Genomic DNA, 24,837 nt, shown 5'->3' on the forward strand with positions numbered 1-24,837 from the left:
CTCAGCTCCTGGTCGGCAGCCACACGCGGATCATCGACAGCAGGCGGTCGACATCGATCGGCTTGGACAGGTAATCGTTGGCGCCGGCGTCGAGGCATTTTTCGCGGTCACCGCGCATGGCCTTGGCCGTGAGCGCGATGATCGGCACCTGCGCGACGTCGGGTCGTGCACGGATGGCGCGCATGGTGTCGTAGCCATCCATCACTGGCATCATGATGTCCATGAGGACCAGCTCGATGCCCTTGTCGGTGTCGATCGTATCGAGTGCCTTCTGCCCATCCTGGGCCATGACCACGTCGATGCCCTTGGCACGCAGCACCTTCGACAAAGCGAAAAGATTCCGCATGTCGTCATCGACAAGCAGCAGCCGGCGACCGCGCAGGCTGGCCTCGTCCACGCCTCCCGCCGCCGTCGTGGCTTCGTCGCGCGCACCGCCGCCGTGGCGGATCGAATGCAGGAACAGGCTGACCTCGTCGAGCAGGCGGTCCGGCGAACGCGCGCCCTTCACCACGATGCTGTCTGTGTACTGGCGGATCTTCATGCTCTCTTCGCGGCTGAGGTCGCGGCCCGAATAAACGACGACCGGTGGCGTATGTCCGCCGCGCGCGAGATGTTCGAGGAACTCGATGCCGGACATGCCGGGAAGGCCGAGGTCGAGCACGATGCAATCGAAGGCGGTATGCGTCGTCTTCTCGAGGGCTTCCTCGGCCGAGCCGGCTTCCTCGATCACGACCGAGTCGTCCTTGAGCAGGGTGCGTACGGCCGTGCGCGCGCTGGCGTCGTCGTCAATCACGAGCAGGTGGCGGGTGCGCCCCTCGGCGAAGTGCAGCATGCGGTCGAAGGCGCTCGCGATCGATTCGCGGCTGACCGGCTTGGTGAGGAAGCCGACGGCGCCGAGTTCGAGCCCGCGCGTGGCATCGTCGGTTGCCGAAATGAAGTGCACGGGAATGTGTCGGGTGGCGCCATCGTTCTTCAGGCGCTCGATAACCGTCCAGCCATCCATGCCGGGAAGCATCACGTCCAGCAGGATGCCTGTGGGGCGATAGCGCTTCGCAAGCGCGAGCCCGGACTCGCCGTCGCCGGCGGCCAGGACGCGATGACCCTTGCGATGGACCATGTCGGCAAGGATCCGGGCGAAGGCGGGATCGTCCTCGACMACGAGGATGACGGTGTCGCCGGGACTGATCGACAGGCGATCGTCGGCGATGGTGTCGGCGAGCAGGCCGGGTGAGAGCGGCAGGGTCGCTTCGGCAGCGGCCTGCTGGAGCGGAACGGCGTCCGCCGTACGGCCCGTGTCGGGGGCGTCTTCGGGCAGATAGACGGTAAACGTGCTGCCGTGACCCGGCTCGCTGGCCAGGACGATGTCGCCACCCAGGAGCATCGCGATGCGACGGGAGATGGCCAGGCCCAACCCCGTGCCGCCGTACTGGCGGCTGGTGCTGGCGTCGACCTGCTCGAACGCATGGAACACACGCTGCATCTTGTCGGCGGGAATACCGATGCCGGTATCGCTCACCGTGATGGCGATCGTCGTGGCCGGAACCAGGYCGGACGGCAGGTCGGCTCCTGCCGCCGGACGCGAGACATGCAGGCCGACCGTGCCGGCGGCGGTGAACTTGAACGCGTTGCTGAGCAGGTTGTTGGCGATCTGCTCGAGCTTGGCGCCGTCCGTGCGGATGCTGGCGGGTAGTCCCGACGCCACCTCCACGCTGAACGCCAGCTTCTTTTCCTGGGCCACGTGGTTGAACGTGCGGGCCAGGGTCCTTGCCAGGTCGGCAAGCGGGAAGGCGTCGACCACCAGTTCCATCTTGCCGGCCTCGACCTTGGAAAGGTCGAGGATGTCGTTGATCAGCCGTAGCAGATTGGAACCGGCGTCATGGATGATTCGCGCCGACTCGACCTGTTCACCGGAGAGGTTCTCCTCGTCGTTGTCGGCCAGGCTACGCGAGAGGATCAGCAGGCTGTTGAGCGGTGTGCGCAGCTCATGCGACATGTTGGCGAGGAACTCGGACTTGTACTGGCTGGCGCGGGCCAGTTCCTCGGCCTTGTCCTGGGTGTCCTTCTGGAGTGCTTCCAGAGCGTCTTTCTGTTCGTTGAGGGTGACGCTCTTCTCGCGCAGTTCTTCGTTCGAGGCGTGCAGTTCCTCGGTCTGTACACGCAGTTCTTCTTCGGACGCGACCAGTCGCTGCGACTGTTCCTGCAGCTCGGTGGTCTTGGTCTTCAGTTCCTCGTTGGTCGAGCGCAGGTCTTCCTGCTGGCTACGCAAGGCCTCCTCTGAGGCACGCAGCTCGTCGGCCTGGCTCTGGGTCTGCTCGAGCAGCGCGTGCGTGCTGAGGGCGCGACCGAGGTTTTCCAGCGAAAGCGCGACGATCGGCATGAGCTCTTCGAGCAGGCGACCTTCGAGCGGGGTGAGGTGCGCGAAGCTGCCGATCTCGACGACACCGAGCAGGCCGTCGCGCGAGCTGACCGGCAGCACCACGATACTGCGGGGCGCACCTTCGCCCGTGCCCGAATGGATGCGGGTGTAGTCGTCGGGAACATCCTGCAGCACGATCGTGCGCCGCTCGACGGCCGCCTGCCCGACCAGGCCCTCGCCCAGCCCGTAGTCGGCGGTGACGTGGCGGCGTTCCTTGAAACCATAGGTTCCAAACCGTTCGAGGCGTGCGGTGTCTTCGCGGAACAGGTAGAAAACGCCCAGTCCGGCCTTCATCACCGGCACCAGTTCAGTCACCAGCACGTCGGCGAACTCACGGTATGTGGTGGTGGCCTGCAGCTTGTTGGAGATCGCGGTCACCGTGGACTTCAGCCAGGTCTGTCCGGCCGTCTCGATCGCCATCTCCTTGAACACCTGCAAGGCGCGTGCGATCTCGCCGATTTCGTCGCGGCGGGTGAGCTGGCGCACTTCGATGCCGTGGTCGTGCGCGGCAAGGCGCGACATCAGTTCCGTCATGCGGACGATCGGCCGGGTGATCAGGCGGAAGGTCATCCCGATCACGAAAAGGCCGAAGGCCAGGCAGGCCAGCAGCGAGAGGATGTCGATGTACTTGGTCGCGGTGAGCACGTCGTCCAGCGCGCCGTTACGTTTGTCGAGCAGCACGCGTTCCGTGGCCGACATCTCATCGATCAGCTTGCGCACGTCGGTCATCAGGACGGTGCGATGGCCGAGGTAGTCGTGGCGGATCGACTCGCGGGCCAGGGCGCCTTCGGGCGTGGCGGCGTTACCGATGGCGCGGGTGGGCTCGAGGGCGTACTTGGTCACCTCGACCTTCCAGCGGTCGAGCATGTCCTGCAGTCGGTCGATGCGGGACTGCTGCAATGGATTGTCGGCGGTCAGCTGGCGCAGCGTGGCCATGCTCTTTATGAGATCGCGGTCGGCGGTCTCGAAGTCGGAATACTCGGCATCGGACTGGTTGAGCAGGTAGCCGCGGGCCGCGACCTGGCGCGACTGGGCGCCGTCGTTCACGTCGGCCAGGGTGATCAGCACTACGTAGGTATGCCTGGACCAGTCCCGGGTGTCGTTTTCCCGCCAGAGGGAAGCGAGGTTGGCGACGCAGGCCGCCACGAAAAGGGCCAGCAGGGCGCCGATGGCGATGACGATCTTTCGCTGCAGGGGTTGGTCGGCGAGCCAGCTACGCTTCTTTTCGTTGGAGGACATGCGGTGACCGATTGGGGGTTCAGGAAGTAACAATGCCATCGTTCCGTGGCGTTCTGCACTTTAACGGCCTTTGCTCAGCCGGGTTGAGGGCCAGGCCTTCGCCACGGCGGCGGCACCAGGCTGCCGCGGCGGACCGCCACGGCAAGACATACGGAGGTTACGATCGAACAGATGCACAGGGCGACGATGGACGCTTCGGCGCCGAATGCGCCTCCCGTGAGCCAGGTGGGCCCCTGCATGTGAGAGGCGAGCAGGCCGCGCTGTTCGAAACCCGAGACAGGGATACCGTAGAACGGCCCCTGGGCCACGTTCCAGGCGGCATGGGCGCCCATGCAGACCCAGAGCGACCGGGTCACGTGGTAGAGCAGACCGAAAAGCAGGCCGGCCTCGAGTGCGATGGCCAGGGCACTCCACGGGGTCGCGTTGGGGTTCCACAGGTGCAGGCCGCCGAACACGGCGGCTGAAATCAGCAGAGCCGCCCAGGTGCCTAGGCCTTCCTCGATGATGCGGAAGAGCACGCCGCGACTGACGATCTCTTCGCCGATACCCGCGCCTGCGCCCATGACGAGGATGGGCCCGACCCAGTCGACATCGTGGTTCAGGCCGACGACGACGAAGGCGCCCAAGGCCCATAGCGCGGCGACGACCAGGGAGAAGCAGAGCGCACCGCCGAGAAGTCCCATGAGCAGGTGGGGGACCGCCTTGCCGGGCGCGAGTTCGTCGAGCCTGCGTCGCTCCACCACCTTTGCCAGCAACCCGTACGCCAGCATGAACGGCCACAGCCGCAGGGCCTCCATCAGCAGCGTGGTATCGCGAAAAGCGACGAAGCCGGGCGGCAACCCGAGTGCACTCCACACAGGGCGCCCGATCCATTGGAACGTCTTCAGCAACGTGAAGAAGACGATGAGCCTGCCCGGCGGGGATCGGAGCAGGTGGGCCAGGCGGCCCGATGGTGTGACGGCGGTCTCGGCGGCGAACATGGATGTCTCGACGTGGGGCTTGCGGCCGCAGTCTACGCAGGCATGATGGTGCTCCGATACAAGAAGGCCGGCGGTACGTCCGCTAACGTGGCAGCCGCGGGCTGTCGCGCCCGATACCCACTGGAATTGCACGATGGCCATACCGTCCGAAAACGATCCGTCGAGTCCGATGAACCGGCGTGAGCAGACGTTTCCTCACCTCAACGAGGAAATGTCCGCACGGCTGGTGAAGTACGGCGTCGAGGAGGTCGTGCCCGCCGGCACCATGCTGTTCCGCCGGGGCGAACGCCGCGTCGATTATTTCTTCGTCATCGAGGGCAGCATCGAGGTCTACGACACGGCCGAGGACGGCACGCCGAACGTCTTCGTGGTGCATGGTCCCAACCAGTTCACGGGCGAGGTGGATCTCTTCAGCGAACGCAAGATCATGGTCAATGGCCGGACGGCGGCTGAGACTCGCCTGGTGCGCATGAATCCCGGCGCCTTCCGCAAGCTGGTCTCCGGTGAGCCGGATATCGGCGAAATCATCATGCGCGCCTTCATCCTGCGTCGCGTGGGGCTCATCCAGAGTGGCCAGGGCGGTGTCATCCTGGCCGGCTCGGCCCACGCCGCGGACACCGCGCGCCTGCGCAGCTTCCTCATCCGCAACGGTTACCCCTACCGACTGCTCGACACGGACATCGACGAGGACGCCAGGCACCTGCTCGACGGATTCGGACTCGATCCCAGTGAATGCCCAGTGGTGATCATGCCGGACCGGCGCGTGCTGCGCTGTCCGACCAATGGCGCGCTCGCGGACGACCTCGGCATCAGCATCGAGCTGGACAAGGATCACGTGCATGACGTGGTCGTGGTCGGCGCCGGTCCGGCTGGGCTGGCCGCGGCGGTCTACGCGGCTTCGGAGGGCCTGGATACCCTGGTCATCGAGGCGCTCGCACCGGGCGGGCAGGCGGGCACCAGTTCGAAGATCGAAAACTACCTTGGATTTCCTACCGGCATCTCGGGCCAGRCACTGTCCGGCCGAGCGCAGGTCCAGGCGATGAAGTTCGGCGCGCACATGGCCATTGCACGCTCGGTGGAAAGCGTGGACTGCGGTCGGCACCCCTACCGGCTCAGCCTCGACGACGGCAGCGTCGCCTCGGCCCGTTCCATCGTCATCGCCACCGGCGCTCGTTATCGGAAGCTCGAGCATGTCGACTACGAGCGTTTCGAAGGGCAGGGCATCCACTATGCGGCGACCGCCATGGAGGCGCAGTTATGCGCGGGCGAGGAGGTTGCCGTGGTCGGTGGGGGGAACAGTGCGGGCCAGGCCGCCATGTTCCTGGCACGCACCGTCGCGCACGTTCATATCCTCGTCCGAGGCAACGGGCTGGCGGCGACCATGTCCGACTATCTCGTGCAGCGCATCCTGCAGTCGCCACGAATCACCCTGCACGCGCACTGCCAGATCGACCACCTCGACGGCGACACGTATCTGCGCGAGGTTGGCTGGGCGTGCGAAGTCGATGGCACGCAGGAGCGCAAGAAGATCGGTGCCCTGTTCGTGATGATCGGAGCCGAACCGAACACCGCCTGGTTGCAGGGYTGCCTGGATCTCGACAAGAAGGGCTTCGTGCTCACCGGTCGCGATGCGGACGGCTATGCCACGCCTTCGCCGTATGCGACGACGCTGCGCGGCGTCTTCGCTGTTGGCGACGTCCGCTCCGGTTCCGTGAAGCGTGTCGCTTCGGGCGTGGGCGAAGGTTCGGTGGTCGTGCAAGCGATCCATCGCTTCCTCAACCCCGCACCCTTGTAACCGCCAGCTCTTTGTAGGAGCGGCTTCAGCGGCGATTGGGTGCTCGCGCTACCCTTGCCCGCTATCGCGGGATCGCCGACGAATCGGCTCCTACAGTTTCGTTGTTACACGTCGACCGAGGCGGCGTGTTCGCGCGTGKCGGCGAAGCGCACCGTGGGCCAGCGTTCCTGGGCGAGCTGCAGGTTCACGCGCGTCGGTGCGAGATAGACCAGTTCGCCCGCGCCGTCGATGGCCAGGTTGCCAGCATTCTTTTCCCGGAATTCCTCGAGCTTCTTGGGGTCGTCGCAATGAATCCACCGCGCGGTGGAGACGCCGACCTGTTCGAACGCGGAGTCCACGTTGTATTCGTCTTTCAGGCGGTACGCGACGACATCGAACTGGAGGACGCCGACCGCGCCGAGGATGAGGTCGTTCGACATCAGCGGACGGAAGAACTGCGTGGCCCCTTCTTCGGAGAGCTGTGCGAGACCCTTCTGCAGCGCCTTCATCTTCATCGGATCGCGCAGGCGCGCGCGACGGAAAAGCTCCGGCGCGAAGTTAGGGATGCCGGTGAACGAGAGTGCTTCGCCTTCGGTGAACGTGTCACCGATGGTGATGCTTCCGTGGTTGTGCAGGCCGATGACATCACCCGGGTAGGCGCGCTCCACGATTTCGCGGTCGGAGGCCATGAAGGTGAGTGCGTTGGCGATGCGGACCTCCTTGCCGGTGCGGGTCTGCTGCATCTTCATGCCGGCGGTGTACGTGCCCGAGCACACGCGCATGAAGGCGACGCGGTCGCGGTGCGCCGGATCCATGTTGGCCTGGATCTTGAAGACGAAGCCGGTGAGCTTCTCTTCGTCGGGCTTTACTTCGCGCGTGAGCGTGTCGCGCGGGCGTGGCGACGGCGCGTGTTCGACGAAGAAGTCGAGCAGCAGCTGCACGCCGAAGTTGTTCACGGCCGAACCGRAGAAAACCGGTGTCTGCTTGCCAGCAAGATAGGCTTCGATGTCGAACGGATTCGAGGCGCCGATCACCAGTTCGAGTTCTTCGCGTAGCTCGTCCAGCGCGGACTGACCGATGCGTTCGGCGAGTCCCGGGTGGTCGAGTCCCTTGAAGATGGTCGACTCCTGTCGCGTGGCGTTCTTGCCCGGCTCGAACACATGCACTTCGTCGAGCAGCACGTGATACACGCCCTTCAGGCGCGAACCCATGCCGATCGGCCAGGTGAGTGGCGCACAGGCGATGCCGAGCACCGATTCGACTTCGTCGAGCAGTTCGATCGGCGAGCGGCCCTCGCGATCGAGCTTGTTGATGAAGGTCATGATCGGCGTGTCGCGCAGGCGGCAGACTTCCATCAGCTTGATGGTCCGCTCCTCGACGCCCTTGGCGCAGTCGATCACCATCAGCGCCGAGTCGACCGCGGTCAGCACGCGATAGGTATCTTCGGAGAAGTCCGCGTGGCCCGGGGTGTCGAGCAGGTTCACGATGGCGTCGTCGTACGGGAACTGCATGACCGACGAGGTCACCGAGATGCCGCGTTCCTTTTCCAGCGCCATCCAGTCCGAGGTGGCGTGGCGCGCGGCCTTGCGGCTCTTCACGGAGCCGGCCATCTGGATCGCGCCGCCGAACAGCAGCAGCTTTTCGGTGAGCGTCGTTTTTCCCGCGTCAGGGTGACTGACGATGGCGAAGCTGCGCCGACGGCGGGTTTCGGTGAGGTGTGAGGACATGTTTTCAGGCCGGGATCGATAGGCTAACCGCTTATTCTATCAGCGAATTGACCTGCGCGAGCCGCCTCGGCGGCGAGGCTCTATGTAGGAGCCGATGCATCGGGGATCCCGCGGCAGCGGGCCGGGATGAGGCGAGGACCCAGGATGAGGCGAGCACCCAATCGCCGATGAATCGGCTCCTACAGGGATTTGCGGCCACCTCGGAAAGGCCGTTCGTTAGCCCGGAAAGGCCACATCCAGCCAACCCGGCACCGGGATGCCCTTGCTGCGCAGGAACGTCGGGTTGAACAGCTTGCCCTGGTAACGCATGCCGCCGTCGCAGAGGACCGTGACGATGGTGTGGCCCGGGCCGAGCTCGCGGGCCAGGCGGATGGCGCCGGCCACGTTCACGCCGCTGGAGCCGCCCACGCAGTAGCCCTCGCGGTGGAGCAGGTCGTGAAGCAGGGGGACCGACTCATCGTCAGGGATCGACCAGGCGAGGTCGATCGGCGCGCCCTCGAAATTGGCGGTGATACGGCTGTTGCCGATGCCTTCGCTGATCGAGGTTCCTTCGCCCATCAGCTCGCCCGTCTGGACGTAGCGGGCGAAGATCGAGCCGGCGGGGTCGGCAAGGGCGATGCGGATATCGGGGCGGCGGCTCTTCAGGGCCCGGCCGACACCGGCGATGGTGCCCCCGGTGCCCGCCGCACAGACGAAGCCGTCGATCCGTCCGCCGGTCTGCTCCCAGATCTCCCGGCCGGTGTGGGCCTCGTGCCAGTCGCGATTGGCGGTGTTGTCGAACTGGTTGGCGAACCAGGCGCTGCCAGGGGTCGCGGCGTTCATCTCCTCGGCCAGTCGGCGGGCGGTCCGGGCGTAGTGGCCGGGATCCGTGAACGGAACCACGGGCACCAGGCGCACCTGGGCGCCGGCGACGTGGAGCGCGTCGATCTTCTCCCTGCTCTGAGTGTCGGGCATGACGACGAGGGTGCGGTACCCGCGGCTCGCGCCCAGGAGGGCCAGTCCGATACCGGTGTTTCCGGCCGTTCCCTCGACCAGTGTGGCGCCCGGCACCAGCAGGCCCTGTCGCTCGGCATCGTCCAGCAGGCCGAGCGCCGTGCGGTCCTTCACGGAGCCGCCCGGGTTCAGGAACTCGGCTTTGGCGAGGATCTCGCAGCCGGYCGCCTCCGAGGCGTGGCGGAGCCGAAGGAGGGGCGTATTGCCGATGGCGGCGGCGAAGCTGGCATGGGTGGTCATGGGCCCATGCTAACGCCTTCGTGGACCCTCGTGGCCGCCGGCGCTCTCTCTGTAGGAGCCGATTCATCGGCGAACAGACCTGGCTACGTAGACATGCCTGTTCGCCGATGAATCGGCTCCTACAAGGGCTTTCCCGCAAGCATTCACCGATATGCACATATCCGGACACAAGGACTTCTAGACATCTGGACGTCTAAACGGCTGTTGACAGTGTTCTGATCCGGGCGTATCTTCGGTTTCACTCATCGAGACCGGCTGAGGGACAGGCCCTTTGAAGCCGGGGCAACCTGCGGATTTCCGCGACGGTGCCAACTCCTGCGGGGCGTGTCTTCACGTCAGCCGATAGATGGGATGTCCTTGGCGGGCAGGCGTTTGCGCATCCGCTAAAGAGGCACCTCCGACTGCCGGTTCCCCGCGGGGCTCGATCCCGAACGCAGGAACCCGGACATGTCAGCAGAGCCCCTCACCGTGATCTCCCTCCCCGAAGCGGTCGTTTGCCCCGCGCCGCGCAGTGCGGCCGATCTCACCGAGCAGCGTGGTACTCGCCGGGTGTCGTTCACGCCGAAGTACGGCAGCGACGCTGTCGAGGTGGACGTCCACTACCTCTGGTGCGGCGCGCCGCATGCACCGACGATCATCGTGCAGGGCGGCATCTCGGCCGACCGCGATGTATGCACCGGTCGCGAGCGGTCCACCGGCTGGTGGCAGGAACTGGTCGGTCGCGGCGCCGCCGTCGACCTCGATCATTACCGCGTGCTGGCGATCGACTGGCTGGTACCTGCCGATCTCGGTGGCGCCGAATCGGTGTCGAGCGAAGACCAGGCCGCCGCGCTTGCGGTTCTCGTGGACGAGCTCGGCATCGGTCGCGTGCACGCGTTCGTGGGTTCCTCCTACGGTGCGATGACCGGCCTCGCGTTCGCGGCGAACCATCCGGATAAGCTGAAGTCGCTCATCCTTCTGGCCGGCGCCCACCGTCCGCACCCGCTGTCCACGGCGCAGCGTTCGATCCAGCGCAGCATCGTCCGCCTCGGCGTGGAGTCCGGCCGTACCGACGAAGCACTCGCCCTCGCACGTCAGCTCGCCATGACGACCTATCGGGGTAGCGAAGAGTTCTCCCGCCGTTTTGCCGCCGGGCCGGAACTGCGTGATGGTCGCTTCCACTTTCCGGTGGAGGATTACCTCGAGCACGCCGGCCGCCGCTTCGTCGAGCGTTTCGAGGCGGAGCGTTTCCTTGCGCTGTCCGAGTCGATCGATCTGCACGATGTCGCGCCGGAACGCGTCGCGGCACCCACGACTCTGGTCGGCTTTCCTTCCGATCGTCTCGTGCCATTGGCGGACCTGTGCGAACTGCAGCGCCGTCTTGCCGGCACCGCCACCCTCGAAGTCGTGGAATCGCCTTACGGCCACGACGCCTTCCTGAAAGAAACCGTGCAGCTCGCTCCCGTGCTGCGTCACGCACTCAACGACTGTCGCGGAGACCACTAAGTCATGACCGATTCCCGTCTTTGTACCCGCGCCGTGCGCGCCGGCATCGAATCCGATACGCAGCACGGCGCTGTCGTGCCGCCCTTGCACCTTTCCACCAACTACGCCTTCGAGGGCTTCGGCCGCAAGCGCGCTTACGACTATTCGCGCAGCGGTAACCCGACGCGCGACCTGCTCGGCGAAGCATTGACCGAACTCGAGGAAGGTGCGGGCGCCGTCGTCACCGGCAGCGGCATGTCCGCCGTGGCACTCGCACTCGAACTGGTTCCCGCCGGCGCGCTGGTCCTTGCTGCGCACGATTGCTATGGCGGTACGTGGCGCCTGCTCGATGCCTGGGCGAAGAAGGGCCGCTTCAGCGTCCGCTTCGTCGACTTCACCGACCCGACCGCGCTCGCCGACGGCCTCGCTTCGAAGCCGGCGCTGGTCTGGATCGAGACGCCGTCGAACCCGCTGCTGCGGATCACCGACGTGCGCCACGTGTCGCAGGCGGCGCACGCGGTGGGCGCACTCGTCGTTGTCGACAACACCTTCCTCTCGCCTGCCTTACAGCAACCACTCAAGCTCGGTGCCGACATCGTCGTGCACTCGACCACGAAGTACATCAACGGTCATAGCGACGTGGTTGGCGGCGCCGTCATCGCGGCGGACCAGGCGGTCGCCGAACAGCTGAAGTGGTGGGGCAATTGCAACGGGCTAACCGGCTCGCCGTTCGACAGCTTCCTGACGCTGCGCGGCGTCCGTACCCTCGCGGTTCGCCTGCGTGCACACGAAGAGAACGCCCATCGTATTGCCGCGCGCCTCGACGCTCACGATGCCGTGTCGCGTGTGTATTACCCAGGCCTGACTTCGCACCCGGGTCATGCCTTGGCGCAGCGGCAGCAGAAGGGTTTCGGCGCGATGTTGAGCTTTGAGATTGCCGGCGGCAACGATGCGATCGAAGCCTTCGTCGACGGTCTGCGTTACTTCTCGTTGRCAGAATCACTGGGCGGTGTGGAAAGCCTCGTCGCTCATCCGGCCACCATGACGCATGCGTCCATGGCGCCCGAAGCTCGCGTCGTTGCGGGCATTTCGGACAGTCTCCTGCGTTTGTCGGTCGGCATCGAAGACGGTGACGACCTGCTGACCGACCTCGATGCCGCGCTTGCCCGCGCCGCCGCGGTCGCTTCGGTCACCTCGAAACGCAAGGTCGGCGCATGAGCGCGGTGGTCGCGTCGCCTATCGTCGCGGTGCCTCCGCGAACAGCCGTCGTGCTACTTGGCACCGGTGTCGTCGGGAGAGCCTTGCTCACCTTGTTGGCCACGCCGGCGGCACGCTCCCTGCGATTGGTCGGCGCGGCGAATTCGCGTCGCCAGCACGTGCTGGCGGACGGCGTCGTTCCCGCCGAAGTGGCCGAGCGGCTGAGCAAGGGCAGGGACGGGCGCGAGAATGCACCGCTCCTTGCCGCGCTCGACCAAAGCGGCGCAGCGCGCAAGGTGGTGATCGATGCCACGGCCTGCACCATCGAAGCCAGCCGTCACGCTGAGTGGCTGGCGGCGGGATATCACGTCGTCACCGCGAACAAGGCGCTCGCCGGCGGCCAGTTGTCGGGATGGCGTGCCCTCCAGGCCGCCGCGGCGAATGGCAGCGTGTATGGCGACGCCGCTACGGTCGGAGCTGGGCTGCCAGTGTTGTCGACCCTGCGTCGCCTGCGCCAATGCGGTGACAGCCTGCTCACGCTGGAAGGTGTCTTCTCTGGCTCGCTCTCGTGGCTGTTCAACCAGTACGACGGTAGTCGTCCGTTCTCCGCCTTGCTTCGGGATGCGCGTCGCCTCGGTTTCACCGAGCCGGATCCGCGCTCCGATCTTTCGGGCGAAGACGTGGCGCGCAAGCTTCTGATCATCGCGCGCAACGCAGGCTTCTCGTTGGGTAGCGAGGAAGTGGAAATCGAAAGCCTCGTACCCGAAGCGCTTCGCACGCTCGACACGAAAACGTTCCTCGATCGCCTCGAAGAGCTGGACGAGCCGCTACGTCAGCGCCAGGCGGTTGCCAAGGCGAATGGCAAGGTGCTGCGCTATCTCGCACGCCTGAATCAACGCGGTCGTGCCCGCGTCGGTTTGTTCGAAGTCGGTCCCGAGCATCCCGCATCGCGCCTGTCAGGCACGGACAATCAGTTCGCGCTCACCACCACGCGCTACCACGCCACGCCGCTGGTTATTCAGGGGCCGGGCGCCGGTCCAGAGATCACGGCGCAGGCGTTGCTGGGAGATGTGCTCGCCTTGTAGTGATTCGGACCTTCCATGTATGCGGAGTGCGTGTCAGTCGAGACCGCGCGTTTACGTCAGCTTTGCCGCCGAAGCTCGCGATGACCTTGCAAGACACCCCATGCAAGAGTAGATTTCATTGCGAGATCTGACCGGTGGCCGGTCCACCTACTAGGATCTCTCCGGGGCGCTCTCAAGCGCCCCTTTTTTATAGCCGCACGATGCCCTGCGGATCTCGGGGGCTGGCACGTCGGCACAAGATCGGTGTCAGGCGTGAAAAATATCCAGCGCCGCCCGATTTTCGCATGTACTGGTTCGGCTGCTCCTGCTGGTACAGCAGAAAAGCAACGAGATCTGCCGCCTGAATCAAGAGCGAGTGAGCGGAGTCCCGAAAGCACGGGTCTTCGATGATTTTTCTCATCACGATGTTCCTGTAGCCACCCCCCGTCTGATTGGGGACAGGATTGTAGTCGCGCATCCTTGTGTACATCGCGATCAGCTTTGCCGAGGGCTGTCCGTCGGCAAAAACCATCCCGCACTCGCCCTTCGTCATGGCGTTGGGAAAATTGTTGTGTATGAGGGTGTTCTCAAACCGCTGCACAAGCGCTCGCCATGCGTGTTCGAAAACATCGTAGGTCGTCGGCTTGTCTTGTTTGTCGACAACCACGTTGATGACCGACAGCTCGGACATTCTCGCCAGTTCGTCTGCGAAGTGGCGGAGGATGGCCAGGCGATCATGCCTTGGAATCCTGACCAATGGCCCGGGGCTAGTGATGAACCTCGCCGAATGAATCTCCTCGCGCACCTGGAGACCAAAGGCGGAGCGCATGCGCTGTCTGAAGTCTGCAACTCGTCCCATCGCGGACTGCCAGCGCGTTTCGTTGATAACCAGCCCGGAAAGCGTGAAGTAACGCGTAGGCGAGTTGGTGATGCCGGGGTCGCCGCTCTCATCGACGTACATGAGGTACACGTGATGCCTTCCTTGTCGCTGCGGTAAGAGCCGTGCAGCGTGACGATGGTCCGTCACTGTCGAAAGAAGGTATCTGTGCGTTGGGAGTCGCGTTCGATCGGTGCTTTCTGTCAGGTATCCCTTGAGCAGCTCAGTCCTGGGCGAGGACACAAAAAAACCGCCCCGAAGGGCGGTTTCATTTTGCTCAACGCTGGCCGCTAGCCCTGGCCGCCTCATCCGCACTCGGCGGAATCACCGGGTCATCGCCGTGCATCTCATCGTGGTTGAAGCGGGCGGCTTCGACCATCGGCGTACGCCAACCGGCGGAGATACCCCAGAAGTAGAAGACGACGCCGATCACGGCGACGACGGCGAGGTCGTAGCCGTACGGGATGTAGTTGTGGCCGCCGAACGTGGTGCTGCCCGCATAGGAAACCAGCGCAATGGTCGGCAGGTAGGCGATCAGCCACCACGCACCGGCCATGTGGCGCCTGAAGTCTTCCCAGCCACTCTTGGCGGTGTAATAGAAGTACAGCGGCAAGGCGACGACCACCAGCAGGATGATCTCGCCCGTGAGCGGCCACTTCGCCCAGTACAGCAACTCGGTGGCGAAGATAAAGGCGAGGGCGGCGAGCAAGGGCAGCCCGGGGATGCGCAGCGGTCGCTTCATTTCCGGCGCCGTGCGGCGCAGGGTCATGACGCTGACCGGGCCGGTGAGGTAGGAGATGATCGTCGCCACCGAGATCACCGCTGCCAGCGTGCCCCAGCCGCGGAAGAAGAACAGGAAGAGGAAGCTCACCACCAGGTTCAGCCACATGGCTGGACGCGGAATGCCGAAGCGCGGATGGATGTGGCCGAAGATCTTCGGCAGCTGGCCGTTACGCTCCATGGCGTAGATCATGCGTGCGGTGGTGGCCGTGTACGTGGCGCCGGTGCCGCTGGGGCTCACGAAGGCGTCCGCATAGAGCAGGATCGCCATCCAGTTGATCATCAGCGCGGTGGCCAGCTGGGCGAACGGCGAAGCGTACTCGAGACCGGCCCAGCCCTTGCCGAGCTGGTCGGGCGGCACGGCGCCGATGAAGGCAATCTGCAGCAGCACGTAGACCACGGTGGCCAGCAGGATCGAGCCGATCACGGCGAACGGTACGTTACGCCCTGGGTTGCGCGCTTCACCGGCCAGGTTTACCGGACTCTGGAAGCCGTTGAAGCTGAAGACGATGCCGGAGATGGCGACGGCCGTAAGGATCGACGAGATGTCGATGGCGTGCGTGCCGCCATTGGCGCCAATGTGGAAGTTGCCCGGGTTGTAGCTGGTGCAGATGAGCGCGATGCCCGTGGCTGCCGGCACGACGAGCTTGAAGATGGTGATCGCCGTGTTGCTCTTGGCGAACAGCTTCACGCTCCAGAAGTTCAGGAAGAAATAGACCAGGACCAGCACCGCGGCAATGGCCAGGCCGGGCGGGGTCAGCTCGCCGTGGCCGTTGGTCACCACGTACAGGCCCTTGGTCCACTGTGCCCATTCCCACGGCCAGGAGGCCATGTACTGGACGGAGGCTTCGGCCTCGACCGGGATGACCGAGACGATGGCGATCCAGTTGGCCCAGCCAGCGATGAAGCCGACCAGCGAGCCATGCGAGTAGTGGCCGTAGCGCACCATGCCGCCGGACTCGGGGAACATCGCGCCCAGTTCCGCATAGGTGAGGGCGATGAACAGGATGATGACGGCGCCGATGATCCAGGCGTAAACCGCGCCGGGGCCTGCAAGCTGGGCAGCGTGCCAGGCGCCGAAGAGCCAGCCTGAGCCGATGATCGAGCCCAGGCCGGTAAGCATCAGGGCGAAAGCGCCGACATCGCGGCGGATAGCGTGGTGGGACATGATGACTCCGGTCGGACGGGACGGGGGAACCCGGCCCATGGCGGCACAAGGGCGGGATGATGACAGCCCCGGCTCCGCATGTCAGCCAGCGGATGCCCTCGCCAAACCGGGCTCTCGTCGATATACACTGGCCGACGCGGTAGGGATGAAGGGGTTCGGATGCGTTCGAAGGTGGTCGCCAGCGGCGTGTTGTTCATTGCCATTTCGGTATGCGGCGTTGCCGCAGCCGATGAGCAATGGAACGACAAAGGCCGGCTGATCGATTCAGAGTCCTACGACCGTACCGCCAAGGGTTTTTACTTCACTCTCTACCCTGGCGAGGACCCTGTCGAATCCGTGCGGCGGTGCGCCATTACGATGCGCGAACTGGGGCACCTGGCCTCGGTATCGTGCTTCGCCTATACCAGTAAGCAGCGCTTCGACACCCGTCGCGGCAAGCTGCGCATCTGCTACACGGCGGTCGCCAACTGGTGGGGACAGGACGAGCCGGTCCGTGTCGAGACCGTCGACCGGCTACCCCGGATGTGCCCGACCCGGTAGGGCGGCCTCAGCACTCGATAACGTTGACGGCTAAGCCCCCGCGGGAGGTTTCCTTGTACTTGTCCTTCATGTCGCGGCCGGTGTCGCGCATGGTGGCGATGACCTTGTCCAGCGATACGTGATGCTTGCCGTCGCTCTTGAGCGACATGCGGCTGGCGTTGATCGCCTTGACCGCGCCCATGGCATTGCGCTCGATGCAGGGAATCTGCACCAGGCCACCGATGGGGTCGCAGGTGAGGCCCAGGTTGTGCTCCATGCCGATCTCGGCGGCATTCTCGACCTGGCGCACACTGCCACCCAGGGCGGCGGTAAGACCGCCAGCGGCCATCGAGCAGGCCACGCCCACCTCGCCCTGGCAACCCACCTCGGCGCCGGAGATCGAGGCGTTCTCCTTGTAGAGGATGCCAATGGCCCCGGCCGTGAGGAGAAACTCAATCACGCCGTCTTCCGAGGCGTTCGGGCAGAAGTGCCGGTAATAGTGCAAAACGGCGGGGACGATGCCCGCTGCGCCATTGGTCGGCGCGGTAACCACGCTGCCGCCGGCGGCGTTCTCTTCGTTCACCGCCAGCGCGTACAGATTCACCCAGTCGAGAATGGTGAGCGGGTCGCGCAGCGCGGCTTCCGGCTGCGAACGCAGTTCGGCGACCATCGACGGTGCGCGGCGCTGGACCTTCAGCCCGCCTGGCAGGGTGCCCGGCGAGCGCAGACCGCGCGAAACGCAGTCCTGCATCGCCTTCCAGATGACCAGCAGGCCAGCGCGGGTTTCCGCTTCGGGGCGCCAGATGCTCTCGTTGCGCATCATCAGCTGGGCAATGGTCAGGCCGTTTTCCTCGCACAGGGCGAGCATCTGGTCGCCACTGCTGAAGGGGAAGGGCTGCTCGCTGGTGTCCGCCACGATGCGGTCTTCGGCAGCTTCGTCCGGATTGACCACGAAACCGCCGCCGACCGAGTAATAGTCGCGCGTGGCCAGTTCGTTGCCGTCGGCGTCGTAGGCCGAGAAGCGCATGCCGTTGGTGTGGAAGGGGAGCTTCTGGCGCTTGTTGAAGACCAGGTCGGTCTTTTCGTCGAAGTCGATCTCGTGACGGCCCAGGATGCGAATGCGCTTACTGGAGCGAATGCGCTCCAGCGTGGCCGGGATCTCGTCGGGGTTGACCTTGTCCGGCCACTCGCCTTCGAAGCCGAGCAGAACGGCCTTGTCGGTGCCGTGGCCACGGCCGGTCATCGCCAGCGAGCCGAACAGCTCGCAGCGCACGCGCGCTACGCGCTCGAGCACGCCCTTCTCGGCAAGCCAGTGTTCGGCAAAGCGTGCGGCGGCGCGCATCGGCCCCACGGTATGGGAGGAGGACGGACCGATACCGATCTTGAAGAGGTCGAAAACGCTGACTGCCATGGCTTAGGGGAGTTGGCTACGGGGAGTAGCCGGCTATTCTACGCCTGCCTGCCACTGACCCCATACACCTGCGCATGTCCGACTTCACCCTCTTCCAGCGAGACGACTGTCACCTTTGCGACCTCGCGTTGGAGGTGCTGGCGCAGGCGCGTTTTCCGGAGTTCGTCCCGGTGTGGATCGATGAGGACGAGGCTCTGGAGGCGCGCTATGGGGCGCGGGTGCCGGTGCTGCAACGAGGGGATGGCGTCGAGCTGGACTGGCCGTTCGACGCCGAGGCGGTGAGCCGATTTATCGGCACATGAGACATGTGGGAGCCGAGTTATCGGCGAATGGAGGGGGGGCGGCGTCACCGCTTTGTTGGCTTTTCGCCGATGAATCGGCTCCTACATTTACCTATTTGCGCAGGTGGCGGAGGATTTCCTCGCGTGCTTCGCGCAGGATGGAGTCGCGGTCGAGGCTGGCCACGATGTCGGCGACCGCCCGTTTGGCGCCGTGTTCGCCCCAGGACTTGCCCGTGATGAGGTAATGCTCAGCGGCGCGTCCTATCAGTACCGTCGCATACCAGCCCAAGGCACCCTGGGCAGCGGCAGTGACGACGACGGACAGGCCGCCGCTGAGTCCCTTAAGGGCGGACGCTACCAGTTGCACGCCCCACACGGCGCCCATCAGCGCGGCAAGCTGCGTGGTGATGACGGCGACGAGACGTCCCGATTCGGTACGCGTGAGCGGCAAACCATAGACCCGGCCCAACTGCACGACCATTGCCGCATCCAGCCCACCCGCCAGAAGCAGGTCGGCGACCGGAACGGGATTGAGCGCCACCGCCACGGACTTGGCGATGCAGTACTGCCGGATGACGCCGGAGGCGACATCGCGTCGCGTGGCGGCAACACGCTCGGTCACCTGATCGGTCAGGCGTCCGGCGAACAAACCCGCATTGATGGCCGACAAGGTTTTGCCTTCTCGCTCGGCAATGGCAAGCAGGCGTGACTTCAGTGCCATGACATCGGTAGCGGCGGCTACGACGGTTTGCCGTTCATGACCTTGCACATCCGTTTCGATGACATCGCGCGGGCTGGGTCGTGCCGCAACGGCGATCACGTCTTCGCGTCGGACCAGTCCGGCACCGTGCTGGCGTAGCTGTTCGAGCAGACCCTCGCGTTCTTCATCGGAATAACGGTCGGTCTTGTTCAGTACGAGCAGCAGGGGACGCCGCGTCGACGCCAGGGTGCGCAGCGCGTCTCGCTCCTCGCGCGTGAGGTCGCCGTCGGCAACGAAGACGATCAGGTCGCTGACCTCGGCGACTTCGAAAGCGAGTTTCTCTCGCGCTTCGCCGCCGAGTTCGTTGATACCGGGCGTGTCGATGAGCACGAGGCCCGCGGCACTCGCCTCGTCCAGGCGTGCCGCATCCGCCTCGGTGGTCGTGCCGTGGAGCACGCCGACCGCAAAGGCGTCGCGACCGAGCAGGGCGTTGCCCAGCGCGGACTTGCCGGCAGAGACCCGGCCGAACACGGCCACGTGCAGTTCTTCGCGTTCCAGGCGTTCGAGCATGGTCTGGACACGTCGGAAGTCCGCGGCCATGGCCTCGCGCACGTTGGCCGGGACGGAAGGATCGTCGAGCAATCCGCGCAGGCTCGCCGCCACGGAACTGCCTCGCGCCTCCGCTGCCGTTGCGCTGGGCACGCGGCGGCGGCGGAGGCGGCCGGCGAGACCGCGAAAGCGTTCGCGGAAGCCCGCCACGGTCCGGATTACTTCGGCAGCAGGTTAAGCGAACCGTTGACGAGGACTTCGTCGGCGATGGTCGAGGTGTCCTTGTACTCGCCACTGCCGACGCCGAAATCGAGACGCTTCAGCGTGCCCGTGACGGAGAGGCGCGCGCCGCCGGCATTCGGCGAGAAGGCGACCTTGAGAGCGACCGGCTTGGTCACGCCGTGCAGCGTGAGGTTACCGTTGGCGATAACGTCGCCCTTCGCGTTCTTGCTGAAGCCCGTGGTGACGTAGTGCGCGGTGGCGAACTTCTTCGTGTCGAAGAAATCGGAACCCGGCAGTGCATTGTCGCGATCGCCGTCACCGGTCTTTGCCGTGGACATATCCACCGTGACATCGAACTTCGAGGCAGCCAGGTTAGCGGCGTCGTAGCTGATCGTGGAGGCGGTGAACTTGCCGAACGTGCCGTCGAATTGCTGGCCCTGGAACTTGCCGCTGAAACCGAGCGTGCTGCCCGGGCCCACGTTGTAATCGGCCGCGGAAGCGGCGAGGGAAAGAGCGAGCGCGAAGGCAAGTGCGGACAGGCGGCGGGTGGTCAGGGTCATGGCGTGTCTCCGGAAGAGGTAGGGGGCGCCCGCTTCGCACGGCCGAACGGCAGCATGCGGCGGAGCGTGTCGTCGCGGTCGATGAAGTGATGCTTGAGCGCGCCGCCGACATGGGCGACGAGCACCAGTAACAGAAACCAGAACAGGTAGACGTGGACTGTCCCCAGCGTATCGGACAGCCCCGGGTTCTTTTCCACCAGTGCCGGAAGATTGAACTGCTTGAAATACTGCAGCGGGAAGCCGTGGGCGGAGTTGAACGCCCAGCCCGACAACGGGATCGCCGCGATCAGCAGGTAGAGGAAACCGTGCACCGTCTTCGCGGCGAGGTGCTGCCAATGCGGTGCGGGCACGTCGGCCGGCCGACGGTCGATGGCGCGCCAGAGCACGCGCAGCAGGAACAGGGCGAGTACGGTAAGGCCGATCGACTTGTGCAGGGCGAACATGTTGATCTTCTGCAACGACGGCTTGAGGCCGTCCATCCAGAGGGCGAATGCGCCATTGCCCAGGATCAGCAGCGCCATCACCCAGTGAAAGGTCTTGGCGGCCGTGCTCCAGCGGGTGTGGTCACTGCGCAGGGGCATCGGTTTTTTCCTTGTCGTTGGATGAAGTGCGCTCGCCGCCGCGAATCGCTTCGATTTCGAGCCACACGGATACGTTAGTGCCGATCGAGTTGCGATTGGATGTCATGCCGTACGCCGTGCGATCGATCGATATCTGCGCGGAAAAGCCGGCCACCGTATGCAGGCCATAGATGGTCTTGCCGATGCGATTGACCCGGAACGGGATGTCGAGTGGCAGCGTCACGCCGCGAAGCGTCAGCTTGCCGTGGACGACGCCTTCGTCGTCGTTCTTCTTTTCGACGGTATCGCTGACATAGTGCGCCGTGCGTGCGTGGGCGGTGTCCAGCAGGTCGCTTCCCTGGACGGCCTTGTCCCAGTCGGCGTCGCCCATGTCCACCGAGGTGGCGTCGATCGTGGCGTCGACGGACGACTTCGACCAGTCGTCGCGATCGAAGAGGATCGTGCCGTCGGTGACGCGCAGACGTCCGAACGAGCGCGAGAAGCCGTTGTGCTCGACGTTGAACACGACCTGGCTGTGTACCGGATCGATGTGATAGCTGAGCGCTTCGGCGCGTGCGGCGACTGGCACGACAGCCAGGCCGAAGAGGAGGAGGAAACCGGCAAGACGCATGCGTAAGGGCCTGTTCCGACGGGGCCGCTAGGGGCCAATGACGAGCAGTGTGGCCGACGGCGGACGCCTTGTCAGCCCATGCGCCGGGAACGCATCGTTCACTCAGCGATCCCGTAGCGCCTCGCCGGTCAGTTCAGCGAGGCGGCGCAAGCGGGAGGTGCCTTCGTCGGCAAGCAGGTCGTGCAAGCGGGCGCCGGCGTCCGCCTGGTCCAGCGCCTGGCGTTCCGCGAGGCTCGCGGCAAGCGCCCGGCCAAGGCTGTCGAAGATCAAGGCGTAGGCAAAGGCGTGCAAGACGCCCCCGCCCAGCGTGCCGAGGCCGGGAAACGCTTTCATCGCGTTGCCAGCCACGGCGAGGACCACGGTGGTTCCCGTTCGCAGGGTGAGGCGGACCYGGCGCAACAGGTCCTCGATTTCAACCTCGGTGACCCGAACGCCGTACAACCCGGCCAAGGCGCGGACGAGGCCGGCCGCCAGGGCGCCCCGGATGACCAGGTCCGTGCCCGGCGCCACGGCAGCCATCGCGCCGACGACGGCACGCCGCGCGTAGCGGTGCACGATGCGCTCGGCTTCCGCGGCGCGCCACAGGGCTTCCGTTTCGCTGGTGCGCTCGTGCAAACCTGCGAGTACCGCATTTTCGCGCTGGCCTTCGAGCGCCGCCGCGCCCGGCGCGAGCAGACGGCGAAGGGCGTCTGGCAACGAGCCGAGATCGCCATGGCGTGCACTGACGGGGAGGATCGCGTCAGGAATACCTTCGCTTCGTTCGCGCAGGCGCGCGATCAACTGTTCGCGTTCTCCGCTGGTCCATTGATCCACCTTGTTGACGACAAGCAGCAAGGGCTTGCCGAAATCACCCAGCCAGCGGAGTTCCGCCGCCTGGGTGCGGGTGAGGTCGCCAGCGCAGACGTAAAGTACGGCGTGCGCACGCAGGGCCTCTTCGCGCGCGATGCGTTCGCGATCGTTACCCTCGGCCTCGGCTGAGCCTGGCACATCCGCCACCGTCCAGTGCTCGCCCGTCGGTGCGTCGCCTTCGTAATGGGTGACCTCCCGGGTGGTTCCGCCGCGCACGTCGCTGGCCGGCGTCGACCCCGGCACCAGTGCGGCGATCAGCGTCGACTTGCCGGTGGAGATCTCGCCGAAAACGGCGAGGTAGATCGAGGAGGACAGCCGACGACGGTCGAGTTCGTCGAGTTCGCTACGAAGTTCCTCAACGTTGGCGTCCGATTCGCGGAGGGCGGCGATGCGCGACTCCAGCGATGCACGATCGGGCGCAATGATCGGGGCACGCGGTTTGCGCGGACGCAGTAGCCACACGGCCGCGGCCGCGCCAAGGACGACCATCAGGGCAAGGAGGCCCCCGATCACCCAGCGTAGGCCCTCGGGCAGGCTCATGAAACGCTGCGCCAGCGATAGCGCGCGCTCCAGCGCGGCGAAGAGCAGCCAGGCGAAGGCGGCGATGCCGATGGCCGCGATCAGGGTACGAAGTCGGCGTGACATGCCCGGCATTCTAGAGGCAAGTGCCCCGGCGAATGCCTACGGATAATCAGTCCATTGCGCCTGTTCTGCCTCGACGAAGCTATGGCATCATCGGGATCGAACAAGGAATAAAGCGTATGCACCACACGCTCTTCGCGAGATGGATTCTCGTGGCCGCGGTCTTTCTGGCCGTCGTCACCCCCGTCATGGCCGATACGGCCATGCCACCGGTTCCCACTCCTCAGTTTCGCGGCTTCGGGCTGCACGAAGGCCTGCCCAGTAGCAAGGTGAAGGCCGTGGCGCAGGACGCCCGCGGCTTTATCTGGGTAGCGACCGCGCTGGGGCTTGCACGCTTCGATGGCGTTGAGTTCATCGCCCCCGGCATCGGTGCCGAACGAAACCATCCGATGCCGGTCAGTGCGCTGTCGGCGCTCTACGTGGATCGCGACGATCGCATCTGGATCGGTGGTCCCGACGTCGGTCTGGCGCGTTACGACCCCGTCACCGGTGGCTTTGTGCAATGGCGGGACGGTCTGTCGGACGACGACGTGCGCGCCGTGACGCAGTCCAAAGACGGATCGATCTGGGTGGCTACGTCGAAGGGCCTCGACCGCATGCGGCCCGATGGCAGCGGCTTCGAGCACCTGGCGATGGGCCCGGACAGGTCGTCGACGACGATTCGGGCGTTGTACGCATCGGACGATGGCCGCGTCTGGGTGGCCGGGGAGTCCGGCGTGGACGTCATCGACCGCGATGGGCTACCGCGGCCCGTGCCGTTCGCCGATGGTGCCGCGCCGCGGGTCACTCGCATCGCCGGCAGGGGCAGTGAGTTGACGTTCGCGAGCGACGCCGGACTCTATCGCCTCACCGGAGACGGGCGCATCTCGCGCGATACGCGCGTGGCGTCGCAGCACGTGCGCGGCGCGCTGGTCGACAGCCATGACACTGTCTGGATCGCCACCCTCGACGGCCTGTCCATGATCGACCGCCTCGGACGGCGGCACGTCATCGCCGACTCATGGACCGCACCGGGCGGGCTTCCCGGTCGCACCGTGAGCGACATGATCGAGGACCGAGAACACGGCCTGTGGTTTGCGCTCAGCGACGGCGGGGTGGCCTATCTGGGCCCCGGTTGGGAGGACTTCACGCGATTCGCGCACGTCGCGACGGACCCCTGGAGTTTTCCTGGCCGCGCCGTGACGGCGGTCGCGGCCCATGGCGATCGGGAGCTATGGGTCGGTGGATTCCGCGGCTGGATCCGTCGTTTCGATCCGTCGACAGGGCGGGCCTCGGGCGGTTTCGACCTGGATGCCGCGCGGGTGCAGAGCCTGCTCGAACTGGCGGATGGACGCCTTCTGGCGGGTGGCGTGGACGGGTTGTCGGTCGCGTCCGCCGGCGTCGTACGGCCTCTGTTTCGCGGCACGATCGACCATGCCGTGACGTCGATGGCCGCCGCGGCGGACGGCACGGTGTACGTCGCGGCGGTCGGTCAGGGCCTGTTTGCACTGGATCCGGCTCTTGCCGCTGCCGCCGCGGTGCCATTCGCCGAGGCGCGCCGAGGCGGCGCCGATACGAGGCAGATCGAGATGGTCGACGGGGATCTCTGGCAGGCCAGTGCCGCAGGGCTGGCTCGTCTGGATCGCGCGGTCGGGCAGATGCGCTACGTCGAGGGTGTGGCGCCGGGGCGTGTCAGTGCCTTCGAGCCCGATGGCGACGGCTTCTGGATCGTTCGTCCCGCCGCGCTGGAGCATTACGTCTGGGACGGTAGTCGAGCACGTCTGGAACGAAGCCTCGGTGGTGCGCAGGGCTTCCCGTCGGCAGACATCCTCAACGTGCGCAAGGACCTGATGGGGCGTCTGTGGCTCTATGGACAGACGGGCGTCTGGCGATTCGATCCCGTGCCGGGAAGCTTTCGTCCTTTCGGGCTGGCCGATGGCCTTGCCAATGGGGAGTTCACCAACGCGACGACCGTGTTGCTGGCGGACGGCACCATGTATGGCGCGACGTTGGGC

Annotated in this window: 19 protein-coding genes and 1 riboswitch; of the genes, 7 read left to right on the forward strand and 12 right to left on the reverse strand. The window is 65.5% G+C overall.

What is annotated here, in order from left to right; all coding sequences use genetic code 11:
* Position 1 precedes the first annotated feature (1 nt).
* Together AC1DSN_RS00845 and AC1DSN_RS00850 are read right to left on the reverse strand one after the other, a co-directional pair.
* Complete coding sequence (locus AC1DSN_RS00845; RefSeq protein WP_477329249.1) at positions 2-3,655, reverse strand: response regulator; 3,654 nt, start codon at positions 3,653-3,655, stop codon at positions 2-4.
* A 74-nt stretch (positions 3,656-3,729) separates the two neighbouring features.
* Positions 3,730-4,635: a lysostaphin resistance A-like protein gene (locus AC1DSN_RS00850; RefSeq protein WP_477294296.1), complete on the reverse strand. Its 906-nt coding sequence runs from the start codon at positions 4,633-4,635 to the stop codon at positions 3,730-3,732.
* A gap of 133 nt (positions 4,636-4,768) precedes the next feature.
* Between AC1DSN_RS00850 and AC1DSN_RS00855 the strand changes: the two genes are divergently transcribed.
* Positions 4,769-6,430 (forward strand): FAD-dependent oxidoreductase, encoded by a 1,662-nt coding sequence (locus AC1DSN_RS00855; RefSeq protein WP_477329251.1) that lies wholly within the window; start codon positions 4,769-4,771, stop codon positions 6,428-6,430.
* Positions 6,431-6,534: 104 nt separating this feature from the next.
* Here the strand turns inward: AC1DSN_RS00855 and AC1DSN_RS00860 are convergent, their stop codons facing one another.
* Positions 6,535-8,136 (reverse strand): peptide chain release factor 3, encoded by a 1,602-nt coding sequence (locus tag AC1DSN_RS00860; RefSeq protein WP_477329253.1) that lies wholly within the window; start codon positions 8,134-8,136, stop codon positions 6,535-6,537.
* A gap of 216 nt (positions 8,137-8,352) precedes the next feature.
* Positions 8,353-9,369, reverse strand: a complete 1,017-nt coding sequence (locus AC1DSN_RS00865) for a cysteine synthase A (protein WP_477329255.1) — start codon at positions 9,367-9,369, stop codon at positions 8,353-8,355.
* 239 nt (positions 9,370-9,608) lie between these two features.
* Positions 9,609-9,722, forward strand: a riboswitch (SAM riboswitch).
* A 94-nt stretch (positions 9,723-9,816) separates the two neighbouring features.
* On the opposite strand from AC1DSN_RS00865, the gene metX reads away from it, so the two are divergent.
* Genes metX through AC1DSN_RS00880 form a run of 3 tightly spaced genes read left to right on the forward strand, consistent with a single transcriptional unit; the run spans position 9,817 to position 13,115 of the window.
* Positions 9,817-10,854 carry a homoserine O-succinyltransferase MetX gene (metX, locus tag AC1DSN_RS00870; RefSeq protein WP_477294301.1) on the forward strand — a complete coding sequence of 346 codons (1,038 nt, stop codon included), beginning with the start codon at positions 9,817-9,819 and terminating at the stop codon, positions 10,852-10,854.
* A 3-nt stretch (positions 10,855-10,857) separates the two neighbouring features.
* Positions 10,858-12,051 carry a cystathionine gamma-synthase gene (gene metB / locus AC1DSN_RS00875; RefSeq protein WP_477329257.1) on the forward strand — a complete coding sequence of 398 codons (1,194 nt, stop codon included), beginning with the start codon at positions 10,858-10,860 and terminating at the stop codon, positions 12,049-12,051.
* A complete protein-coding gene (locus tag AC1DSN_RS00880; RefSeq protein WP_477294305.1) occupies positions 12,048-13,115 on the forward strand; it encodes a homoserine dehydrogenase family protein in 1,068 nt (355 codons plus the stop codon). The genes metB and AC1DSN_RS00880 overlap by 4 nt, the downstream gene beginning before the upstream one ends.
* A 187-nt stretch (positions 13,116-13,302) precedes the next feature.
* On the opposite strand, the gene AC1DSN_RS00885 is transcribed toward AC1DSN_RS00880, so the two are convergent.
* Entirely contained in the window at positions 13,303-14,055 is a 753-nt protein-coding gene (locus tag AC1DSN_RS00885) for a DUF3800 domain-containing protein (RefSeq protein ID WP_213948662.1), read from the reverse strand.
* Between the two features lie 193 nt (positions 14,056-14,248).
* Positions 14,249-15,919, reverse strand: a complete 1,671-nt coding sequence (locus AC1DSN_RS00890) for an APC family permease (protein WP_477329259.1) — start codon at positions 15,917-15,919, stop codon at positions 14,249-14,251.
* Positions 15,920-16,078: 159 nt separating this feature from the next.
* Between AC1DSN_RS00890 and AC1DSN_RS00895 the strand changes: the two genes are divergently transcribed.
* The gene (locus AC1DSN_RS00895) at positions 16,079-16,459 is read left to right on the forward strand and encodes a hypothetical protein (RefSeq protein WP_063573531.1); all 381 of its coding nucleotides are present in this window, start codon (positions 16,079-16,081) and stop codon (positions 16,457-16,459) included.
* Between the two features lie 7 nt (positions 16,460-16,466).
* On the opposite strand, the gene AC1DSN_RS00900 is transcribed toward AC1DSN_RS00895, so the two are convergent.
* The gene (locus AC1DSN_RS00900; protein WP_477294758.1) at positions 16,467-17,849 is read right to left on the reverse strand and encodes an L-serine ammonia-lyase; all 1,383 of its coding nucleotides are present in this window, start codon (positions 17,847-17,849) and stop codon (positions 16,467-16,469) included.
* 74 nt (positions 17,850-17,923) lie between these two features.
* Between AC1DSN_RS00900 and AC1DSN_RS00905 the strand changes: the two genes are divergently transcribed.
* Positions 17,924-18,151, forward strand: a complete 228-nt coding sequence (locus AC1DSN_RS00905) for a glutaredoxin family protein (protein WP_477294756.1) — start codon at positions 17,924-17,926, stop codon at positions 18,149-18,151.
* Between the two features lie 91 nt (positions 18,152-18,242).
* Here AC1DSN_RS00905 and AC1DSN_RS00910 read toward each other — a convergent pair whose 3' ends face one another.
* From AC1DSN_RS00910 to AC1DSN_RS00930, 5 genes are all read right to left on the reverse strand, one after another.
* Complete coding sequence (locus AC1DSN_RS00910; RefSeq protein ID WP_477329261.1) at positions 18,243-19,589, reverse strand: DUF697 domain-containing protein; 1,347 nt, start codon at positions 19,587-19,589, stop codon at positions 18,243-18,245.
* An 8-nt stretch (positions 19,590-19,597) separates the two neighbouring features.
* The gene (locus AC1DSN_RS00915; protein WP_477294752.1) at positions 19,598-20,161 is read right to left on the reverse strand and encodes a YceI family protein; all 564 of its coding nucleotides are present in this window, start codon (positions 20,159-20,161) and stop codon (positions 19,598-19,600) included.
* Positions 20,158-20,742 (reverse strand): cytochrome b, encoded by a 585-nt coding sequence (locus AC1DSN_RS00920; protein WP_063573510.1) that lies wholly within the window; start codon positions 20,740-20,742, stop codon positions 20,158-20,160. The genes AC1DSN_RS00915 and AC1DSN_RS00920 overlap by 4 nt, the downstream gene beginning before the upstream one ends.
* Positions 20,726-21,352 (reverse strand): YceI family protein, encoded by a 627-nt coding sequence (locus tag AC1DSN_RS00925; protein ID WP_063573511.1) that lies wholly within the window; start codon positions 21,350-21,352, stop codon positions 20,726-20,728. Before AC1DSN_RS00925 ends, AC1DSN_RS00920 begins: the two co-directional genes overlap by 17 nt.
* A gap of 102 nt (positions 21,353-21,454) precedes the next feature.
* On the reverse strand, positions 21,455-22,846 hold the full coding sequence (locus AC1DSN_RS00930; protein WP_477329263.1) for a GTPase domain-containing protein: 1,392 nt from the start codon (positions 22,844-22,846) through the stop codon (positions 21,455-21,457).
* A 116-nt stretch (positions 22,847-22,962) separates the two neighbouring features.
* Here AC1DSN_RS00930 and AC1DSN_RS00935 point away from each other — a divergent pair.
* A partial coding sequence (locus AC1DSN_RS00935) for a ligand-binding sensor domain-containing protein (protein WP_477329265.1) occupies positions 22,963-24,837 on the forward strand: 1,875 nt, incomplete at its 3' end.

The organism is Luteibacter sp. P4_D7_3, from assembly GCF_056401735.1.